At 35.2% G+C, this 17,420-nt stretch carries 14 protein-coding genes and 1 tRNA gene; 13 read left to right on the top strand and 2 right to left on the bottom strand.

The features are described from left to right. Positions 1 to 55 precede the first annotated feature (55 nt). Positions 56 to 1,273, top strand: a complete 1,218-nt coding sequence (locus G508_RS0108160) for an aminotransferase class I/II-fold pyridoxal phosphate-dependent enzyme (protein ID WP_026704856.1) — start codon at positions 56 to 58, stop codon at positions 1,271 to 1,273. Between the two features lie 104 nt (positions 1,274 to 1,377). Here G508_RS0108160 and G508_RS0108155 read toward each other — a convergent pair whose 3' ends face one another. Next, positions 1,378 to 2,946 carry a L,D-transpeptidase family protein gene (locus G508_RS0108155; protein ID WP_026704855.1) on the bottom strand — a complete coding sequence of 523 codons (1,569 nt, stop codon included), beginning with the start codon at positions 2,944 to 2,946 and terminating at the stop codon, positions 1,378 to 1,380. Positions 2,947 to 3,059: 113 nt separating this feature from the next. After that, a complete protein-coding gene (locus G508_RS0108150) occupies positions 3,060 to 4,739 on the bottom strand; it encodes an amino acid permease (RefSeq protein WP_026704854.1) in 1,680 nt (559 codons plus the stop codon). A gap of 252 nt (positions 4,740 to 4,991) precedes the next feature. Here G508_RS0108150 and katG point away from each other — a divergent pair, with 252 nt between their 5' ends. The 12 genes from katG (at position 4,992) to G508_RS0108090 (ending at position 17,387) form a co-directional block, all read left to right on the top strand. Beyond that, positions 4,992 to 7,175: a catalase/peroxidase HPI gene (gene katG, locus G508_RS0108145; protein WP_026704853.1), complete on the top strand. Its 2,184-nt coding sequence runs from the start codon at positions 4,992 to 4,994 to the stop codon at positions 7,173 to 7,175. A gap of 198 nt (positions 7,176 to 7,373) precedes the next feature. Continuing rightward, positions 7,374 to 8,012 carry a peroxiredoxin gene (locus G508_RS0108140; protein ID WP_026704852.1) on the top strand — a complete coding sequence of 213 codons (639 nt, stop codon included), beginning with the start codon at positions 7,374 to 7,376 and terminating at the stop codon, positions 8,010 to 8,012. A gap of 139 nt (positions 8,013 to 8,151) precedes the next feature. Beyond that, entirely contained in the window at positions 8,152 to 8,460 is a 309-nt protein-coding gene (locus tag G508_RS0108135; RefSeq protein ID WP_026704851.1) for a thioredoxin family protein, read from the top strand. An 11-nt stretch (positions 8,461 to 8,471) separates the two neighbouring features. Then, positions 8,472 to 8,729, top strand: a complete 258-nt coding sequence (locus G508_RS0108130; RefSeq protein WP_026704850.1) for a DUF6952 family protein — start codon at positions 8,472 to 8,474, stop codon at positions 8,727 to 8,729. Positions 8,730 to 8,877: 148 nt separating this feature from the next. After that, on the top strand, positions 8,878 to 9,375 hold the full coding sequence (gene tpx, locus G508_RS0108125) for a thiol peroxidase (RefSeq protein ID WP_026704849.1): 498 nt from the start codon (positions 8,878 to 8,880) through the stop codon (positions 9,373 to 9,375). A 19-nt stretch (positions 9,376 to 9,394) separates the two neighbouring features. Then, the gene (locus tag G508_RS0108120; RefSeq protein ID WP_026704848.1) at positions 9,395 to 9,769 is read left to right on the top strand and encodes a diacylglycerol kinase family protein; all 375 of its coding nucleotides are present in this window, start codon (positions 9,395 to 9,397) and stop codon (positions 9,767 to 9,769) included. Positions 9,770 to 9,824: 55 nt separating this feature from the next. Then, positions 9,825 to 12,305 (top strand): DNA translocase FtsK, encoded by a 2,481-nt coding sequence (locus G508_RS0108115; protein WP_026704847.1) that lies wholly within the window; start codon positions 9,825 to 9,827, stop codon positions 12,303 to 12,305. 1 nt (position 12,306) lies between these two features. Beyond that, positions 12,307 to 12,948 (top strand): LolA family protein, encoded by a 642-nt coding sequence (locus G508_RS0108110; protein WP_245569858.1) that lies wholly within the window; start codon positions 12,307 to 12,309, stop codon positions 12,946 to 12,948. A 9-nt stretch (positions 12,949 to 12,957) separates the two neighbouring features. Continuing rightward, a complete protein-coding gene (locus G508_RS0108105) occupies positions 12,958 to 14,493 on the top strand; it encodes an LptF/LptG family permease (RefSeq protein WP_026704845.1) in 1,536 nt (511 codons plus the stop codon). A gap of 5 nt (positions 14,494 to 14,498) precedes the next feature. Beyond that, positions 14,499 to 15,635: a 3,4-dihydroxy-2-butanone-4-phosphate synthase gene (ribB, locus tag G508_RS0108100; protein WP_026704844.1), complete on the top strand. Its 1,137-nt coding sequence runs from the start codon at positions 14,499 to 14,501 to the stop codon at positions 15,633 to 15,635. Between the two features lie 177 nt (positions 15,636 to 15,812). Further along, a tRNA-Ser gene (locus tag G508_RS0108095) sits at positions 15,813 to 15,897 on the top strand. 251 nt (positions 15,898 to 16,148) lie between these two features. After that, on the top strand, positions 16,149 to 17,387 hold the full coding sequence (locus G508_RS0108090; protein WP_026704843.1) for a site-specific integrase: 1,239 nt from the start codon (positions 16,149 to 16,151) through the stop codon (positions 17,385 to 17,387). The last annotated feature ends 33 nt before the right edge of the window (positions 17,388 to 17,420 follow it).

The following is a 17,420-nucleotide window of genomic DNA, read 5'->3' as shown; positions in this document are numbered from 1 at the left end:
CTAAAAAAAGACAATAGCAATTTCAAAAAGCAATAATAATTTTAAAAATATCCATATGAAAAATTTTAATCCGGCTGATAACATTCAGGATTTGCAGTATTTTGGAGAATTTGGTGGTGTGAATCCATCGATTTCTGATTCGTCAACTTATACATTCTTGTCGGCAAAGACGATGTTTGACACTTTTGAAGGAAATGCAGAAGGCTGTTATTTGTATTCGCGTCACTCCTCGCCTAGTAATTTGTATTTGGACAAGGCTTTAGCAGCAATGGAAGGAACGGAATCTGCGAATGTTTCGGCTTCTGGAATGGGTGCGATTACACCAACGCTTTTGCAATTGTGTGGAAGTGGCGATCATATTGTTTCGAGCAGAACCATTTATGGCGGAACGTATGCTTTTTTGAAGAATTTTACTCCTAAATTTGGTATCAAGACCACTTTTGTAGACATCACAAAATTGGATGTTGTGGAAGCTTCGATTACGCCAAATACTAAAGTTTTGTATTGCGAAACCGTGAGTAATCCTTTACTTGAAGTGGCCGATATTGCTGGTTTGGCGAAGATTGCAAAGAAACATAATATTAAATTGGTGGTAGATAATACGTTTTCGCCATTATCTGTAGCTCCAGCGAAATTGGGAGCTGATATCGTGATTCATAGTTTGACGAAATACATCAACGGAAGTAGCGATACGGTTGGTGGTGTGGTTTGTGCTTCACAGGAATTTATCAACGATTTGAAGAATGTGAACAACGGAGCGAGTATGCTTTTGGGGCCAACGATGGACAGTTTACGTTCGGCAAGTGTGATGAAAAACTTGAGAACATTGCACATCCGAATGAAACAGCACAGTCATAATGCACAATTTTTGGCGGAGAAATTTGAACAGGCTGGTTTGAAAACGGTTTATCCTGGTTTGAAAAGTCATCCGAGCCACGAGTTGTATAAAAGCATGATTAATCCTGAATATGGTTTTGGCGGGATGATGACGGTTGACGTAGGAAGTTTGGAAAAGGCGAACGAATTGATGGAGTTGATGCAACAACGAAATCTAGGATACTTGGCGGTAAGTTTAGGTTTTTATAAAACGCTTTTTAGTGCTCCAGGAACTTCTACATCAAGCGAGATCCCGCTTGACGAGCAAAAAGAAATGGGCTTGACCGATGGCTTGATTCGCTTTTCAATAGGACTTGATAATGACATCCAGAGAACTTTTGACATGATGGAAGCTTGTATGGTGGAATTGGGTGTTTTGAAAACGGAAGAAGTTTAAACACAGATTGCACAGATTTTCACAGATTCTTATCAACACGAATTCCACTAATTTGCACAAATCATTTCGTGTAAATTAGTGGAATTCGTGTTTTAAATTCTGAATTATTTGGCTTCGGTATATAATAAATGAGCCAATTTATCATCTTTTTTATAGATATCTTCATAGAAACTAACGTTACCGTTTGCATCAGCCCAAGCTGTAAAATAAGCGATATACACAGGGATTTTATGGTTCAAGGTGTATGCTTTTTCGGTTCCTGCATTCATAGCTTCATCAATTTTTTTTGCGTTCCATTTTTTATCGCCATCCAAAATAGCATTGGCCAATTCTTTTGCTTTTTCTACACGAACACAACCGTGGCTCAAAGCTCTAGCATCTCTGCCAAATAAACTCTTTGCTGGCGTATCGTGAAGGTAGATATTATTTGAATTTGGAAACATAAATTTCACTAAACCGAGTGAGTTATTTGGTCCTGGTTTTTGACGGACGTTTCCGTTGTTCCATTCCATATTGTGCTTGGCAAGATAATCGCTATCGGCATCCATTCCTGGTTTGATTTCATTTTTGATGATGCTTGGTGGAATATTCCAATAAGGACTAAACACGATATAGCTCATTTCTCCACTAAAAATTACGGTTTGATTCAGCTCCTTCCCTACCACGACATTGGATTCCAGAACACGTTTTCCATCACGGAAATATTGCATTCTGTAAGAAGGAATGTTCACGGCAACGAGTTCCTTTGCATTCATTGTTTCGGGATTGATCCATCGGCATCTTTCCATATTTACAATGATTGTTTTGATTCTTTCTTCGATTGGCACATTGAGATTTTTTACGATTGCAGGTCCAATTTTATTATCGAATTTACGATGGTGGCGGCTTTCATATTGGGTTAGAGCTTCTTTTAAATCATCATCGAAAATAGGTTTTCCAGAATCTTTTTTCAAATCTCCAATTAAGAATAATTTCTTTCTAATTTGGGTAATTGCAGTTGAAGAATCGCCAGGTTTTAAAGATTTCACACCTTCGGGCAATTCAATTTTTGACCAACTTCCCGCTTTTTGGATTTCACGGAATTTCTGCAAAGCTTTTTTGAGGTTGTAATATTGACCAATTAATTCACCTTTATCTTTTTTTATTAAGTAAGGATCTTTTAAAAGCGAGTCTAAATAATCGACATAGGAAACATTTTCGCGAGGCAAATACCAACCGGTTTGTTTACTTTTTTCAGGGTCTAAACCTTCCAATACATTTTTGGTATAGAAAAAATACATGGAACTTACCAAAAAATCACTTTCTGGACCTGCCTTTTTGCTTTCCCTTTGGTCGAAAAGTTCGTCGATTTGTTTTTTATAAGGAATGGAAGCTTGAACACCATCCGATTTGATTTGATTGATTCTGTTGTATAAAACTTCGGCAAAATCAATTCTTCCGTCTTTATCATACCACACATAATGGTAGTTTCTTTTTTTATAGACTTCTTTTATTTCGGATTCAAATGACTTGAATTCAGGATATTTAACAAAGAAAGAAGCGATTTGTGTACTATCGAATTTTACGAGGTCTTCCTTTTCTACTACAGCAGATTTTTCTTCTTTCTTTTTGCAGGAAACGGTCATCAAAAGTGATCCTGCAAAGAGTATTAAATATAACTTAAGGTTTTTCATAAATTGTTTTTTATTTAAATATACGCAAAAAACAACAGTAACGGAAAGGGTTAACATGATTTTAAGCTTTATATTGTATAATAAAAAAATCCCGGAAGTACCGGGATATAATTTTAAATGTTTTGAAGATTTAACTTGCTTTTTTTGTAACCATATATAAAGTAGAATATCAAACCAATAACTAACCAAACGCCAAACCACATCCAGTTGGAAACTGCCATTCCTGTTAAAAGATAACAACAAGAAACCAATCCTAATAATGGAATCAATGAAAGATTTTTAAGGAACGATAAAAAGGTCATGACTACGCAAACTAATAGGAATACTAACATTGGGAGATTTGTAGCCATTTTGCCTTCTGAAAAATCAAGAATATCGGTAAAAAATGTTGGAACATAGTTTATGATTAATGCAACAGCCACAATCATTATTGCCGGAAAAATATACTTGGAATTTACATACGGAATTCTGAATTTTCCTTTTGTTGCTCTTTCTGCCAATTCGGTTTCACTTTGTGGAGAAAGCATTAGTACACCTCCACAAACCAAAACAAAAGCAAATAAAGTCCCGATACTTGTAAAGTCTAATACAAAATTCTCATCGGTGAAAAATATAGGAATTCCAACCACTAAACCGGTCACGATGGTAGCAAAACTAGGTGTTTTATACTTTGGATGAATCTCTGAAAATTTCTTTGGCATCAATCCATCGCGGCTCATGGTCATCCAAATTCTAGGCTGTCCCATTTGGAAAACTAATAACACACTTGTCATGGCAACAACAGCGGCAATTGATACTATGAATAGCATCCATTTGACACCTTTTAATGCGAAAATTTCTGCTAGTGGATCGCTTACACCAAGTAATTCGTAAGAAACCATTCCAGTGATTACCAATGCCAAAACAACAAAAACAATTGTGCAAATAACAAGTGAATAAATCATTCCTTTTGGTAAATCACGTTGCGGATTTTTACTTTCTTCTGCCAAAGTTGAAACGGCATCAAAACCAATATAAGCGAAGAAAACAGCAGAAACTCCAGCCATTACGCCACTGAATCCGTTAGGCATAAAAGGGGTCCAATTGTCAATATCGACATAAAAGGCACCTACAACAATCACCAATGCAATAATAGCTAACTTAATATAAACCATTGCATTACTGAAATTCTTGGATTCTTTCGCTCCTCTATATACTAAATAGGTAATTAGTACATTAATGACAACTGCAGGCAAATCGAAAATGATTCGCAATCCGCCAATTACTGGAGCATTGCTCCAAGCCGCCAAACCTTCTGTTCCTTTATTAGCAATAAAAGCGGCATGAGCTGATTTGTAATTTATAGTCAACCATTCGGGTAAATGAATGTGAAATGTTTCCAATAAATTAGTAAAATATCCACTCCATGAAAAAGCGATATAAATATTTCCTATTGAATATTCCATGATCAATGCCCAGCCTATTATCCAAGCAAATAATTCTCCGAAAGAAACATAAGCATACGTATAAGCACTACCAGAAACGGGCACACGTGAAGCAAATTCGGCATAGCACATGGCTGTGAATCCGCATGCAATGGCACACATTACATACAACAACACTACTGCTGGACCTCCAGAAAAGCAAGCATTCCCAATAGCACTAAAAGTTCCTCCACCAATAATTGCTGCTATTCCAAAAAAGGTTAAATCTTTTACTGTCAATACTTTATTTAGGCCTGAATGTTCACCATCTCCTCCTTCTTGGATTATTACATTGGTTGATTTTTTTCTGAATAAATTGGAAAAACTCATAGCTATAACTTACTTTTTAGTGTTTTTGAAAAACAAATATAGGATAATATTATTTACTTCTACTGACTTGTAAAATTTACACACTATAACCAAAATCTATCAACAAATAACAATTAAACATTAATCATCTATAGTTTGTTTTTTATTTATTATTAAATTTGTTAAAATTAAAAGCAAATCAATTAATTATCTTTTAACAAACTTTCAAATAATTATAAATCCAAAAATATTTTAACTACAAAAACAACATTTATGGAAAACTTCGAAAACATCGGCAAATGTCCTTTTCATCAAAAAGAAGATTTAGCAAAACCGGCAACCAGTAACCAGGATTGGTGGCCTAAATCATTAAAATTAGACATCCTAAATCAGCATGACACGAAAACAAATCCGCTTGGAAACGACTTTAATTATGCCGAAGAATTCAAAAAATTAGATTTGGAAGCCCTAAAAACGGATCTGAAAAATTTCATGACTGATTCGCAAGAATGGTGGCCTGCAGATTGGGGACATTATGGTGGCTTGATGATTCGAATGGCTTGGCACTCTGCTGGAACTTATAGGGTTTCAGATGGTCGTGGTGGTGGTGGAACTGGAAACCTTCGTTTTGCACCTTTAAACAGTTGGCCAGATAATGGAAATTTGGATAAAGCCCGAAGATTGTTATGGCCTATCAAGAAAAAATATGGAAATAAAATTTCATGGGCAGATTTGATCATTTTGGCAGGAACAATGGCTTATGAATCGATGGGATTAAAAATATATGGATTTGCCGGAGGCCGAGAAGATATTTGGCACCCAGAAAAAGAAATTTATTGGGGTTCTGAAAAGGAATGGCTGGCTGAAACTAGAAACCGATATGCAAGTGATGAAAACCGCGAATCCTTAGACAATCCTTTGGCTGCTGTTCAAATGGGATTGATTTATGTAAATCCAGAAGGAGTTGATGGAAATCCTGACCCTTTGAGAACGGCAATCGATATCCGAACAACGTTTAAACGTATGGCCATGAACGATGAAGAAACTGTAGCTTTGACGGCTGGCGGACACACCGTTGGAAAAGCTCACGGAAACGGTGACGCTTCAACATTAGGAAAAGAGCCTGAAGCTGGAGAACTTCACGATCAAGGTTTTGGTTGGATCAATTCCAATGGAAATGGCGGAAACACCGTTACTAGTGGTTTGGAAGGTTCATGGACCACAAATCCGACGCGTTGGGACAATGAATATTTTCATTTATTGTTTACGTATGATTGGGAATTAAAGAAAAGTCCGGCCGGAGCTTGGCAATGGGAACCAATTAATATTAAGGAAGAAGACAAGCCAATTGATGCCCATGATCCAACAAAAAGAAATAATCCTATCATGACCGATGCTGATATGGCTATGAAAATGGATCCAATTTATAGAGAAATTTCAGAGCGTTTTAGTAATGATCAAGCCTATTTTTCAGAAGTATTTGCAAGAGCTTGGTTCAAATTGACACATCGTGATTTAGGTCCGAAAAACAGATATTTAGGACCAGATGTTCCTTCCGAAGATTTAATTTGGCAAGATCCTATTCCAACAGTAGATTATATTTTATCGGAATCAGAAATCGAAGCATTAAAAGAAAAATTGCTAAACAGCGGCTTGACAAGAACAGAATTAATAAACACCGCCTGGGACAGTGCCCGAACTTTTAGAGGATCTGATTTTAGAGGTGGTGCCAATGGATCTCGAATTCGATTGGCTCCTCAAAAAGACTGGGTTGGAAACGAGCCTGAAAGATTGCAACGTGTATTGCAAAAACTTACGGAAATTCAATCTGGCTTAGCCAAGAAAGTAAGCATAGCTGACTTGATCGTCCTTGGAGGAAGTGCAGCAATCGAAAAAGCAGCTCAAGAAGGCGGTTTTGATATCAAAGTTCCGTTTCATGCTGGAAGAGGCGATGCAACCCAAGAAATGACTGATGCTGAATCTTTTGAAGATTTAGAACCAACTCATGACGCCTTTAGAAATTTCTCCAAAAAAGAATATGCCGTTAGTTTAGAGGAATTAATGCTGGACAAAGTGAATCTTTTAGGACTTACAGCTCCAGAAATGACCGTTCTTCTTGGCGGAATGCGAGTTTTAGGAACCAATTATGGCGGAACCAAACATGGTGTTTTCACACATAATGAAGGTGTTTTGAGTAATGATTTCTTTGTAAATCTAACAGACATGAGTTACAGTTGGAAACCAATCGAAAATAATCTCTATCATATTGTTGATAAGAAAACGGGTGCTACAAAATGGACTGCCACAAGAGTAGATTTAGTTTTTGGTTCCAATTCAATCTTAAGAGCTTATGCAGAAGTTTATGCACAAGACGACAATAATGAAAAATTTGCTCAGGATTTTGTAAAAGTTTGGACAAAAGTCATGAACTTGGATCGTTTTGACCTTAAAAACTAAATAATTAACTTTAAATAATTCTCAAAAACCATCTTTAATTAAGGATGGTTTTTGTTTTTATAACCTATCAAAGTTAAAAAAAGCATCATAGTGATTCTCTATATCAGCATAAAAATTAACCATTACTTTCTCGTCAAAACGATGTAATATATCGATACTTTTGCACCAGAAAAAAATAACACATTAAAAATTATAATTATGTCTTTAGTAGGTAAAAAATTTCCAAGTATTGCAGTTGACGCCATCTCAGAAATGGGTGATAATTTAAAAATTAACATCTTTGAAGAAGCAGTAAACAATAACAAAAAAGTACTATTGTTTTGGTATCCAAAAGATTTCACTTTCGTTTGTCCAACTGAATTACACGCCTTTCAAGCTGCTTTACCAGAATTCAACAAAAGAAACACAATTGTGATTGGAGCTTCTTGCGACACTAACGAAGTGCACTTTGCTTGGTTGAATACAGCAAAAGATAACGGTGGAATTGAAGGAGTTACTTATCCACTTTTGGCTGATACTAACCGTAATTTGGCTAACATCCTAGGAATTCTTGATATCGAATCTACAAGCTACAGCGAAGAAACTGATTCAGTAATCATCGAAGGTTCAAACGTAACCTACAGAGCGACTTACTTAATTGACGAAACTGGTAAAATTTTCCACGAAAGTGTTAATGACATGCCATTAGGTAGAAATGTTAACGAATATTTGAGATTAGTTGACGCTTATACTCACGTTCAAGAAAAAGGTGAAGTTTGTCCTGCAAACTGGGAAGAAGGAAAACAAGCGATGAGTGCTGATAGAATTAGTACTGCTGCTTATTTGTCTCAAAACTAAAAATTTCAAATCACAAATTATAAATTCCAAATAAAACCCAAAAATCAATTTTAAAATTTTCAAAAAAAAAATCCGGAAGCCTAAAGATTTGTAATTTGGATATTTTTATTTGGAATTTATTTTTTACAAAAAAATCACTATGTTAATCGAATTAAACGAAGATACTTTACAAGATTTAGTTGCCAAAACTAAAAAAGTTGTGGTGCAATATTCTGCTTCTTGGTGTGGCAATTGCCGTATCATGAAACCGAAATTCAAGAAATTGGCTTCGGAAAACGAAGACGTGACTTTTGTTTTGGTTGATGCTGAAAAATCTCCAGAATCGAGAAAATTGGCGAATGTTTCCAATCTTCCAACTTTTGCCACTTTCGTGGATGGAATATTGGTAAATGAAACCCAAACCAACAAAGCCGAAGTTTTATCAGAATTGCTTGTAGAAATACTCTAAAACATCTCAAAATGAAACTCCCAGTTATCAAGCATCTTACTCAATTTATTGAGGAAAACGATCAGGATTATATTATCGAAGCAATAGAAGTTCTTGAAGCTTTAACCGAAGTTCCTTCCTTGAAAGACGAAGAACTGGATGTTATTGGAGAATTGATTTCTAATATGCATGGTGCCTTGGAAGTTGATAAAATGGTCAAGGAAGGAACCGACAAAAAAGAAGCACTGAATGCTTTTATGAAAAGGGTTCTAGGTTCAATCGATAAATAATTTTGTTCCAAAATATTCAAAACGCTCTCTATTTAGAGGGCGTTTTTTTATGGTATAAATTCTCCAATGACAATCGGTGTTTAGGGTTATTTATTTTTATTCCCAAGATAATTTTCATACTTTTGACCTCTAATAAAATTCAAATAAAATGGCAACAATAACTTTAGGAGGAAATCCAATACACACATCTGGTGAATTACCAAAAACAGGTTCAAAAGCAACTGATTTTAAACTAGTAAAAAACGACTTATCTGTAGTTTCATTAGCAGATTTTGCAGGAAGCAAGTTAGTCTTGAATATTTTTCCAAGTGTTGATACTGGAACTTGTGCAGCTTCTGTTAGAAAATTCAACGAGAAAGCAAGCCAATTGGAAAATACTAAAGTATTGTGCATTTCAAGAGATTTGCCTTTTGCTCAAAAACGTTTTTGTGGTGCCGAAGGTTTAGAAAATGTGGTTAATCTATCTGATTTTAAAGATGGAAGTTTTGGAAAAGACTTTGGTTTGGAAATGACTGAAGGACCATTAGCTGGATTGCATTCAAGAGTTGTTATCGTGATTGATGAAAACGGAACGGTAAAATATACCGAACAAGTTCCTGAAATTGCTGACGAACCAAACTACGAAGCGGCTTTGGCAGCACTTTAATTTCTTCTTTTTATCTTAAATGAAAAACGACCACTCTTTTGTAACCGGAAGATTAAAAAGTTTTAAGTTCGCCATACTTGGTGCCTATAAATTAGTGACGACTGAACATAGTATTATGGTTCAGTTTTCACTCGGGGTTTTGATTACAATAGCCGGATTTTATTTTGAAATCACTACAACCGAATGGCTTTTTCAGACATTGGCAATTGGCTTAGTGCTTAGTATCGAAGGTTTAAATACTGCTGTCGAGAAAATAGCTGATTTTATTCACCCCGATTTTCATAGCAGAATAGGCTTTATAAAAGATATTGCAGCTGGAGCTGTATTTTTTGCAGCTGTTTCGGCATTGGCAATTGGTTGCATTATTTATGTTCCTATAATTATGAGCCTCTAAAAGACCATTTATCTTTTAATTTTATTTATTTTTACTCCAATTAGCAACTATCTGAATGGCAAAAACGATTAAAAAAGAAACCGCTACAAAGAAAAACGAAGCGGATTCTCAACCAAAAAAATCATTTAAAATTACCCGACAACATAAAGTTGTATTCGGTAGTTTGCTTGTACTCCTTTCCATTTCGCTGCTGTTGGCGTTTATTTCATTCTATCTTTATGGACAATACGATCAAAGTGCTGTTCGTGAATTGGGCGATAGAAATGCAGAGGTTCAAAACTGGTTAGGAAAATTTGGAGCTTACTTGGCAGACTTTTTTGTCTATAAAGGTTTTGGAGTTGGAGCTTTTCTTTTTGTTCGATTATTCTTCTTGACCGGAGCTTATTTGGTTTTGGATTTATCCGTAAAAAAATTAAAGAATACTTGGTTTTGGGATTTGTTTGCCATGGTAATCATTTCGGTTATATTTGGATTCTTTGCTCATTTCCTACCTGAGCTTGGCGGAATTATTGGCTATGAAATGAATCTGTTTTTGCAAGACTACATCGGAAAAACAGGGACACTTTTAATTTTAATCTTCGGTCTGATTATCTATTTAATTTTCAAGATAAAAATATCTCCAGATTCAATCAAGGCTTTATTTGAAAAAACAAAAAAGGATTTAGCTGAAGACTTAGATTCTATCAAGACTCCTGCAACACAAACTTCTTATAATCTTGAAGAATTTGCCGTGGAAGATGAACCTGAGAAATTCGAACCAATTTTAGAAGAAGAGGAAGAAGATTTGGAATTAGAAAAAATCGTAATCAAGCCCGCTTCTCAATTCGAAATCAATAAAGAAGATTTAAAACCCACTATAAGCAGTTCATCCGAATTGATTTTGGAGCCTACAATAAAGCCATCCTTTATAGAAATTGTTCCACCTGTTCAACACATTGAAGAAGAATTTATTGTTGAAAAAGTGGCTGAAGAAGACATTATCGAAGAAAATCTTGCTTCTCGATTAGTGGCGGATTTTGGTTTATTTGATCCTACTTTGGAACTTTCAAACTTTAAATTCCCAACTTTGGATCTATTAAAAGAATATACAACAGGCGGAATTACCATCAACCAAGAAGAATTAGAAGAAAACAAAAATAAGATAGTAGAGACACTTCGAAATTATAAGATTGAAATTGCTCAAATCAAAGCAACCGTTGGACCATCAGTAACCTTATATGAAATTGTTCCAGAAGCAGGAATCAGAATTTCAAAAATTAAAAGTTTGGAAGATGATATTGCCTTGTCACTTTCGGCTTTAGGAATTCGTATCATTGCTCCAATTCCTGGAAAAGGAACAATTGGTATTGAGGTTCCAAACAAGAATCCTACTATGGTTTCAATGAAAAGTGTAATTGGTTCGGCAAAATTTCAGGAAGCAGAAATGGAACTTCCTATTGCTTTAGGAAAAACCATTTCGAATGAAACTTTCGTTGTCGATTTGGCCAAAATGCCTCACCTTTTGATGGCTGGAGCTACAGGACAAGGAAAATCAGTTGGTTTGAATGCCGTTCTAACTTCTCTTTTGTATAAAAAACATCCAGCTGAAGTGAAATTTGTATTGGTTGATCCTAAAAAGGTTGAACTTACACTTTTCAATAAAATTGAGCGTCATTATTTAGCAAAACTCCCAGATACAGACGAAGCAATTATAACTGATAACAACAAGGTAATCAACACTTTAAATTCACTTTGTATTGAGATGGACGACCGTTATTCTTTATTGAAAGATGCAATGGTTCGAAACATCAAGGAATACAATGAAAAATTTAAATCGAGAAAATTAAATCCTGAAAACGGACATCGTTTCCTACCTTATATTGTATTAGTTGTAGATGAGTTTGCCGATTTGATTATGACCGCTGGAAAAGAGGTGGAAACACCAATTGCCCGACTTGCACAATTAGCTCGAGCGATTGGAATTCATTTGATTATTGCAACCCAGAGACCTTCGGTAAACGTTATTACCGGTATGATCAAGGCGAATTTCCCTGCAAGAATTGCCTTTAGAGTTACCTCTAAAATCGACTCAAGAACTATCTTAGATACCTCTGGAGCAGACCAACTAATTGGTCGTGGAGATTTATTGTACACCAACGGAAACGACATCGTTCGTGTTCAGTGTGCTTTTGTTGACACACCCGAAGTTGAAAAAATCACGGAATTCATTGGAGCTCAAAAAGCCTATCCAAGTGCTTATTTATTGCCAGAATTTATTGGTGGTGATGAAAGTGGCATCAAACTTGATATGGATATTTCCGAAAGAGATACTTTGTTCAGGGAAGCTGCAGAAATTATTGTTACAGCTCAGCAAGGTTCGGCTTCTTTGCTTCAGCGAAAGCTAAAATTAGGTTACAACCGGGCGGGAAGATTGATTGATCAATTGGAAGCTGCCGGAATTGTTGGAGCGTTTGAAGGAAGTAAAGCAAGAGCCGTAAACATCACTGATTTGAGTTCTCTTGATGATTTTTTAAACAATGAACAAAACAATTTTTAAGATGAAACATTTTATCCAGTTTGCCTTTCTACTTTTTTTTAGCTTTTCAATTCAAGCTCAGGACAAAAAAGCCAAAGCTTTACTCGATGAAGTTACTGCCAAAGTAAAAAGCTATGATAATATTCAGATTGATTTTAAATATTCTCTAAACAATTCTAAAGAAAATATCAACCAAGAAAGCAAAGGAAATGTTATCCTTAAAGGCAATCAATATGTGTTGAATTTCATGGGAATTACTAAAATATTTGATGGAAAGAAATCTTACACCATCGTTCCAGAAGATGAAGAAATTAGCATTTCAAGTGTAGATGACAATGATGAAAACGCTATCACTCCTTCTAAAATGCTTACTTTTTTCAACAAAGGCTATAAATATGCTTGGGATATTACGCAAAATATCAAAGGAAGAAAAATCCAGTACATCAAATTGACTCCTTTAAGCTCTAAGGATCAGAGAAAAGAGATCCTTTTAGGTATTGATATTCAAACCAAACACATCTACAACCTTATAGAAACTGGGAAAAACGGTACAAAAACGACGATTGTTGTTAATTCTTTTAAAACCAATCAGCCATTATCAAAAAATCAGTTTACCTTTGTTCAGAGTAAATATCCAAAATACTATATCAACAAGTTAGACTAATTTCCCAGAGTGAAAATTCTTGACCGATACCTTCTAAAAACATTCCTGATTACATTTACTTCGGTATTTGTAATCCTTTTTTTTATATTCATATTGCAAACCGTTTGGCTCTTTATAGCTGAATTGGCAGGAAAAGATCTGGATTTGATTTTAATTGTCAAGTTTCTCCTCTACTCTATGCCAACGGTTATTCCATTGGTTTTACCTCTTTCAATACTATTGGCTTCGATTATGACTTTCGGAGATTTATCCGAGAATTATGAGTTTGCCGCTATGAAATCGTCTGGAGTCTCATTGCAACGAGCCATGAAAAGCTTGATTGTTTTTATCTTCGTTTTAAGTATTGCAGCTTTTGCTTTTGCCAATAACGTAATTCCTTATGCACAATATAAATTCATCAATTTTAGAAAAAATATTGCCCAAGTAAAACCAGCAATGGCGATTGCCGAAGGACAATTTAGCGATGTTGGCAACTATAATATTAAGGTCGAAAAGAAATCTGGTGAGAACGGCAATCTTTTGAAAGACGTTACGATACACAAGAAATCATTAGGAGGCAACTCCAGCAATGCTGTAATTAAAGCGAAAAACGGCGAGCTATTGAGCAGTGAAGATTCAAATATTTTGCAGTTGGTTTTATTTGAAGGATTCCAATATGAAGATGTTGTGCCTAAAAAATATGAAGATCGAAAAAAGCTTCCTTTTGCAAAAACTTCTTTCAAAAAATATATAATGAATCTTGATTTATCTGCTTTGAACAAGGTAGATGTCGATGATGAGAAAGTAGCCAATACCAATACAATGCTCAATATCAATGAGCTACGATATACTTTAGATTCATTAAACAGGAATTATGATCAAGATTTAGTTTCCTTTACAGAAAATATACACTTGAGAACGGGAATTGCCTATCAAAGTTCCCAAAGAAGCAGAATGCCTTTATCCAAAATTATCACCAAAAAAGTAGACACAACAGTTGGAGCTAAAATTGATTCCACAAAAGCTGCAAAAGTTGAAGATACAATTGAAGAAGCAACAATACCAAAAATTGCTAAAGACGATAATATATTGGCTGATTATAAAGATTTTGAAGTCGCAAAATACTTAGAGTTAGCACGAAACAATACTACAAATACAATTTCTTCCATTATAGGGACAAAAGATGAATTGTTCAACAAACAAAAAAGCATTAACGAACATTGGATTGCATTTCACGATAAATTCGTAATTGCCTATGCCTGTATTCTGATGTTTTTTATTGGAGCACCATTGGGAGCTATTATTAGAAAGGGTGGTTTGGGACTTCCGATTGTTTTTGCGGTTTTGATCTTTATTACCTTTCATTTCATCAATACTTTTGGTAAAAAAATTGCTCAGGAAAATGAAATCACCCCTTTTCTAGGAACTTGGATGGCTTCGATGATCCTTACACCTTTGGCAATTTTGCTAACTTATAGGGCTACAAACGACATCGGATTGATCAATATGGATGTAATCCTAACTCCTTTACAAAAATTTTTCAAGAAAAAAACTCAACAAAAATAATTACAATGTCATCAGACAAAATACAACTCAATACAATAGAAGAAGCTATTGAAGACATCAGACAAGGAAAAGTTATAATCGTTGTGGATGACGAAGATCGCGAAAATGAAGGTGATTTTTTGGCTGCAGCCGAAAAAGTAACTCCCGAAATGATCAATTTCATGGCGACTCATGGCCGAGGTTTGATTTGTACACCCTTGACAGAAAGCCGCTGTAAAGAACTTGACCTTAAAGCAATGGTTACCAATAATACGGATCACATGGAAACTGCTTTTACAGTTTCTGTAGATTTAAAAGGTAATGGCGTTACAACTGGAATTTCGGCTTTAGACAGAGCTAAGACAGTTTTAGCATTAGTAGAACCAGATACAAAACCTTTTGATTTAGCTCGACCTGGACATATTTTTCCGCTTATTGCAAAACAAGGCGGTGTATTAAGGAGAACTGGTCATACCGAAGCTGCAATTGATTTTGCACGTTTGGCAGGATTCAAACCAGCAGGAGTTATTTGCGAAATAATGAATGAAGACGGTTCTATGGCAAGATTGCCAGAACTGGTTGAAGTTGCAAAAAAATTTGATTTGAAGCTGGTTTCAATTGAAGATTTAGTGGCCTATAGAATGCAGCACGACAGCCTGATTGTAAAGAAAGAAGATTTTGATGTAGAAACCCGTTTTGGAACTTTCAGATTGAGAGCTTACATTCAAACGACAAACAAGCAAGTACATATCGCATTGACTAAAGGAACTTGGAATTTGGGAGAACCCATCTTAACCCGAATCAACTCCTCACAAGTAAATAATGACTTACTAGGAACTTTGACCAACAATGCCGACCAGCAGTTGGACGATATGTTCAAGGTAATCAATGAGGAAGGACGTGGAGCTGTTATTTTCATCAATCAGGATATGCAATCTGTAAATTTACTAAATCGTATAGCCGAATTAAAAACCTTGCAAAGCGAAGGTGTGATGAAAGCTCCTAAAATCGTAATTGATACGAAAGATTATGGAATTGGTGCCCAAATTTTGCATGACATTGATATCTCAAAAATCAAATTAGTTTCAAATACACCTGAGCAAACCAAGCGTGTTGGAATGATTGGATACGGACTTGAAATCACAGAATACGTGAGATTTTAATCTGTTTTGAGCTTTTAACTAAAAATATTTAAAAAAATATTTTAGTCGTAAAGAAAAGAAAATGAAACGTTTAAAAGTAAATGTAAAATTTTCTTTATTTTTTAGTCCAAAAATATTTTGAAACTCGAAAAAGGTTGCTATATTTGCACTCGCAATACGGAAGTAGCGCGACATACTGGAGAAATGGCAGAGCGGTCGAATGCGGCAGTCTTGAAAACTGTTGACTGTAACAGGTCCGGGGGTTCGAATCCCTCTTTCTCCGCAAAATACTTTTTAAAGTACTTCAAAACCCCTTAAATCTTATGATTTTCGGGGTTTTTTGTTTTAATCCTATATCAAAACATTCATTAATTCGCAATACTAAAGGGGCACAATTCGGGGCACAAGGCAATCACTAAGAATTGTGCCCCTATCTGTTCGCCAACCTCAGTATTTACAGCCAGTTCAGAAAATGAACATCTTGTACCTATTTGACTTTTTAACTAAATTATTACTAATTAAAAGGTCACCAAAATGGAAGCAACAATCACAAATCTTTTTTATCTAAAAAGAGCAAAAGCCAATGTACACGGACTAGTTCCAATTTATCACAGAACCACAATCAACGGAAAACGCCTTGACAAAAGCACCGGAAAGTACATTGATCCTACAAAATGGTCAACAGAAGCAGGCAGAATGAAAGGCACTTCTGAAGAAGCTAGAACAATAAATAGCCACCTTGATTCACTGATTGCAAAAAATTCTAGTATTGAAAAGAAACTAATTGCAGTTGATAAAGATATCACAGCCGAGGTTTTTAATAATGTATTGACTGGCAAAACTGAAAAACAGCGAACACTAGTACCCATCTTTCAAAATCACAATGATCAAATTGAAGCTTTAGTAAAAACTGAAGAGTATTCTCCAGGAACATTGGAGCGATATAAAACTTCACTGAGCCATACTAAAGAGTTCATGAAATGGAAGTTCAATATTTCAGATATTAATATCAAAGATATCGACTTAGCTTTTATAACCGATTACGATTTCTACTTGAGAACTGAACGTGGTTGCAGTAACAATACAACTGTAAAATACATCAAAAACTTCAAGAAGATAATTCAAATCTGCTTGGATAACAGATGGATTATTGAAAGTCCATTTGTAAAGTATAAGGGAAAAATCAAGGAAGTTGAAAGAGATTTTTTAACTGAGAGCGAAATCGAAACTATTTACAACAAGAAGTTTCATTGTGAACGATTAATTCAAGTGCGTGATATTTTCATATTTTGTTGTTTTACTGGTCTTGCTTACATCGATGTAAAACAATTGACAAATGATCATATTGGAATTGGTATTGATGGCAACAAATGGATTTTCAAGAACAGACAAAAAACCGATACCAGTTCAAAAATTCCTTTACTTCCTATTCCAGAACAAATCATGGCAAAGTATGCATCGCATCCAAAGTGCATAAATGAAGAAACAATCCTTCCTGTTCTAAGCAATCAAAAAATGAACAGCTATCTAAAAGAAATTGGCGATGTTTGCGGCATTAAAACAGAATTAACTTTCCATCTTGCTCGACATTCATTTGCGACCTCTATAACACTTACAAATGGCGTTCCCATTGAAAGCGTTAGCAAAATGCTTGGTCACACTAACATCAGAACCACGCAACACTACGCAAAAGTAGTGGATAGAAAAGTGAGTGATGATATGGCTATTCTCAAGCAAAATTTAGCACCACAACTAATAATAAAAAGTTCATAAAACAATTTTCTTAAATTTTAAAAGCATTGCACT

Source organism: Flavobacterium soli DSM 19725 (assembly GCF_000422705.1).
GTDB lineage: Bacteria > Bacteroidota > Bacteroidia > Flavobacteriales > Flavobacteriaceae > Flavobacterium > Flavobacterium soli.
Note: the sequence above shows the minus strand (reverse complement) of the source record. Positions and strands in the feature narration are given on the sequence as shown.

Coding starts and splice junctions, on each gene's coding strand:
- G508_RS0108135 (WP_026704851.1), top strand. CDS start 8,152: ATGTTAATCGAATTAAACGAAGATACTTTACAAGATTTAGTTGCCAAA.
- G508_RS0108110 (WP_245569858.1), top strand. CDS start 12,307: ATGAAACATTTTATCCAGTTTGCCTTTCTACTTTTTTTTAGCTTTTCA.
- G508_RS0108115 (WP_026704847.1), top strand. CDS start 9,825: ATGGCAAAAACGATTAAAAAAGAAACCGCTACAAAGAAAAACGAAGCG.
- G508_RS0108160 (WP_026704856.1), top strand. CDS start 56: ATGAAAAATTTTAATCCGGCTGATAACATTCAGGATTTGCAGTATTTT.
- G508_RS0108150 (WP_026704854.1), bottom strand. CDS start 4,739: ATGAGTTTTTCCAATTTATTCAGAAAAAAATCAACCAATGTAATAATC.
- G508_RS0108090 (WP_026704843.1), top strand. CDS start 16,149: ATGGAAGCAACAATCACAAATCTTTTTTATCTAAAAAGAGCAAAAGCC.
- tpx (WP_026704849.1), top strand. CDS start 8,878: ATGGCAACAATAACTTTAGGAGGAAATCCAATACACACATCTGGTGAA.
- G508_RS0108130 (WP_026704850.1), top strand. CDS start 8,472: ATGAAACTCCCAGTTATCAAGCATCTTACTCAATTTATTGAGGAAAAC.
- katG (WP_026704853.1), top strand. CDS start 4,992: ATGGAAAACTTCGAAAACATCGGCAAATGTCCTTTTCATCAAAAAGAA.
- G508_RS0108120 (WP_026704848.1), top strand. CDS start 9,395: ATGAAAAACGACCACTCTTTTGTAACCGGAAGATTAAAAAGTTTTAAG.
- G508_RS0108140 (WP_026704852.1), top strand. CDS start 7,374: ATGTCTTTAGTAGGTAAAAAATTTCCAAGTATTGCAGTTGACGCCATC.
- G508_RS0108155 (WP_026704855.1), bottom strand. CDS start 2,946: ATGAAAAACCTTAAGTTATATTTAATACTCTTTGCAGGATCACTTTTG.
- ribB (WP_026704844.1), top strand. CDS start 14,499: ATGTCATCAGACAAAATACAACTCAATACAATAGAAGAAGCTATTGAA.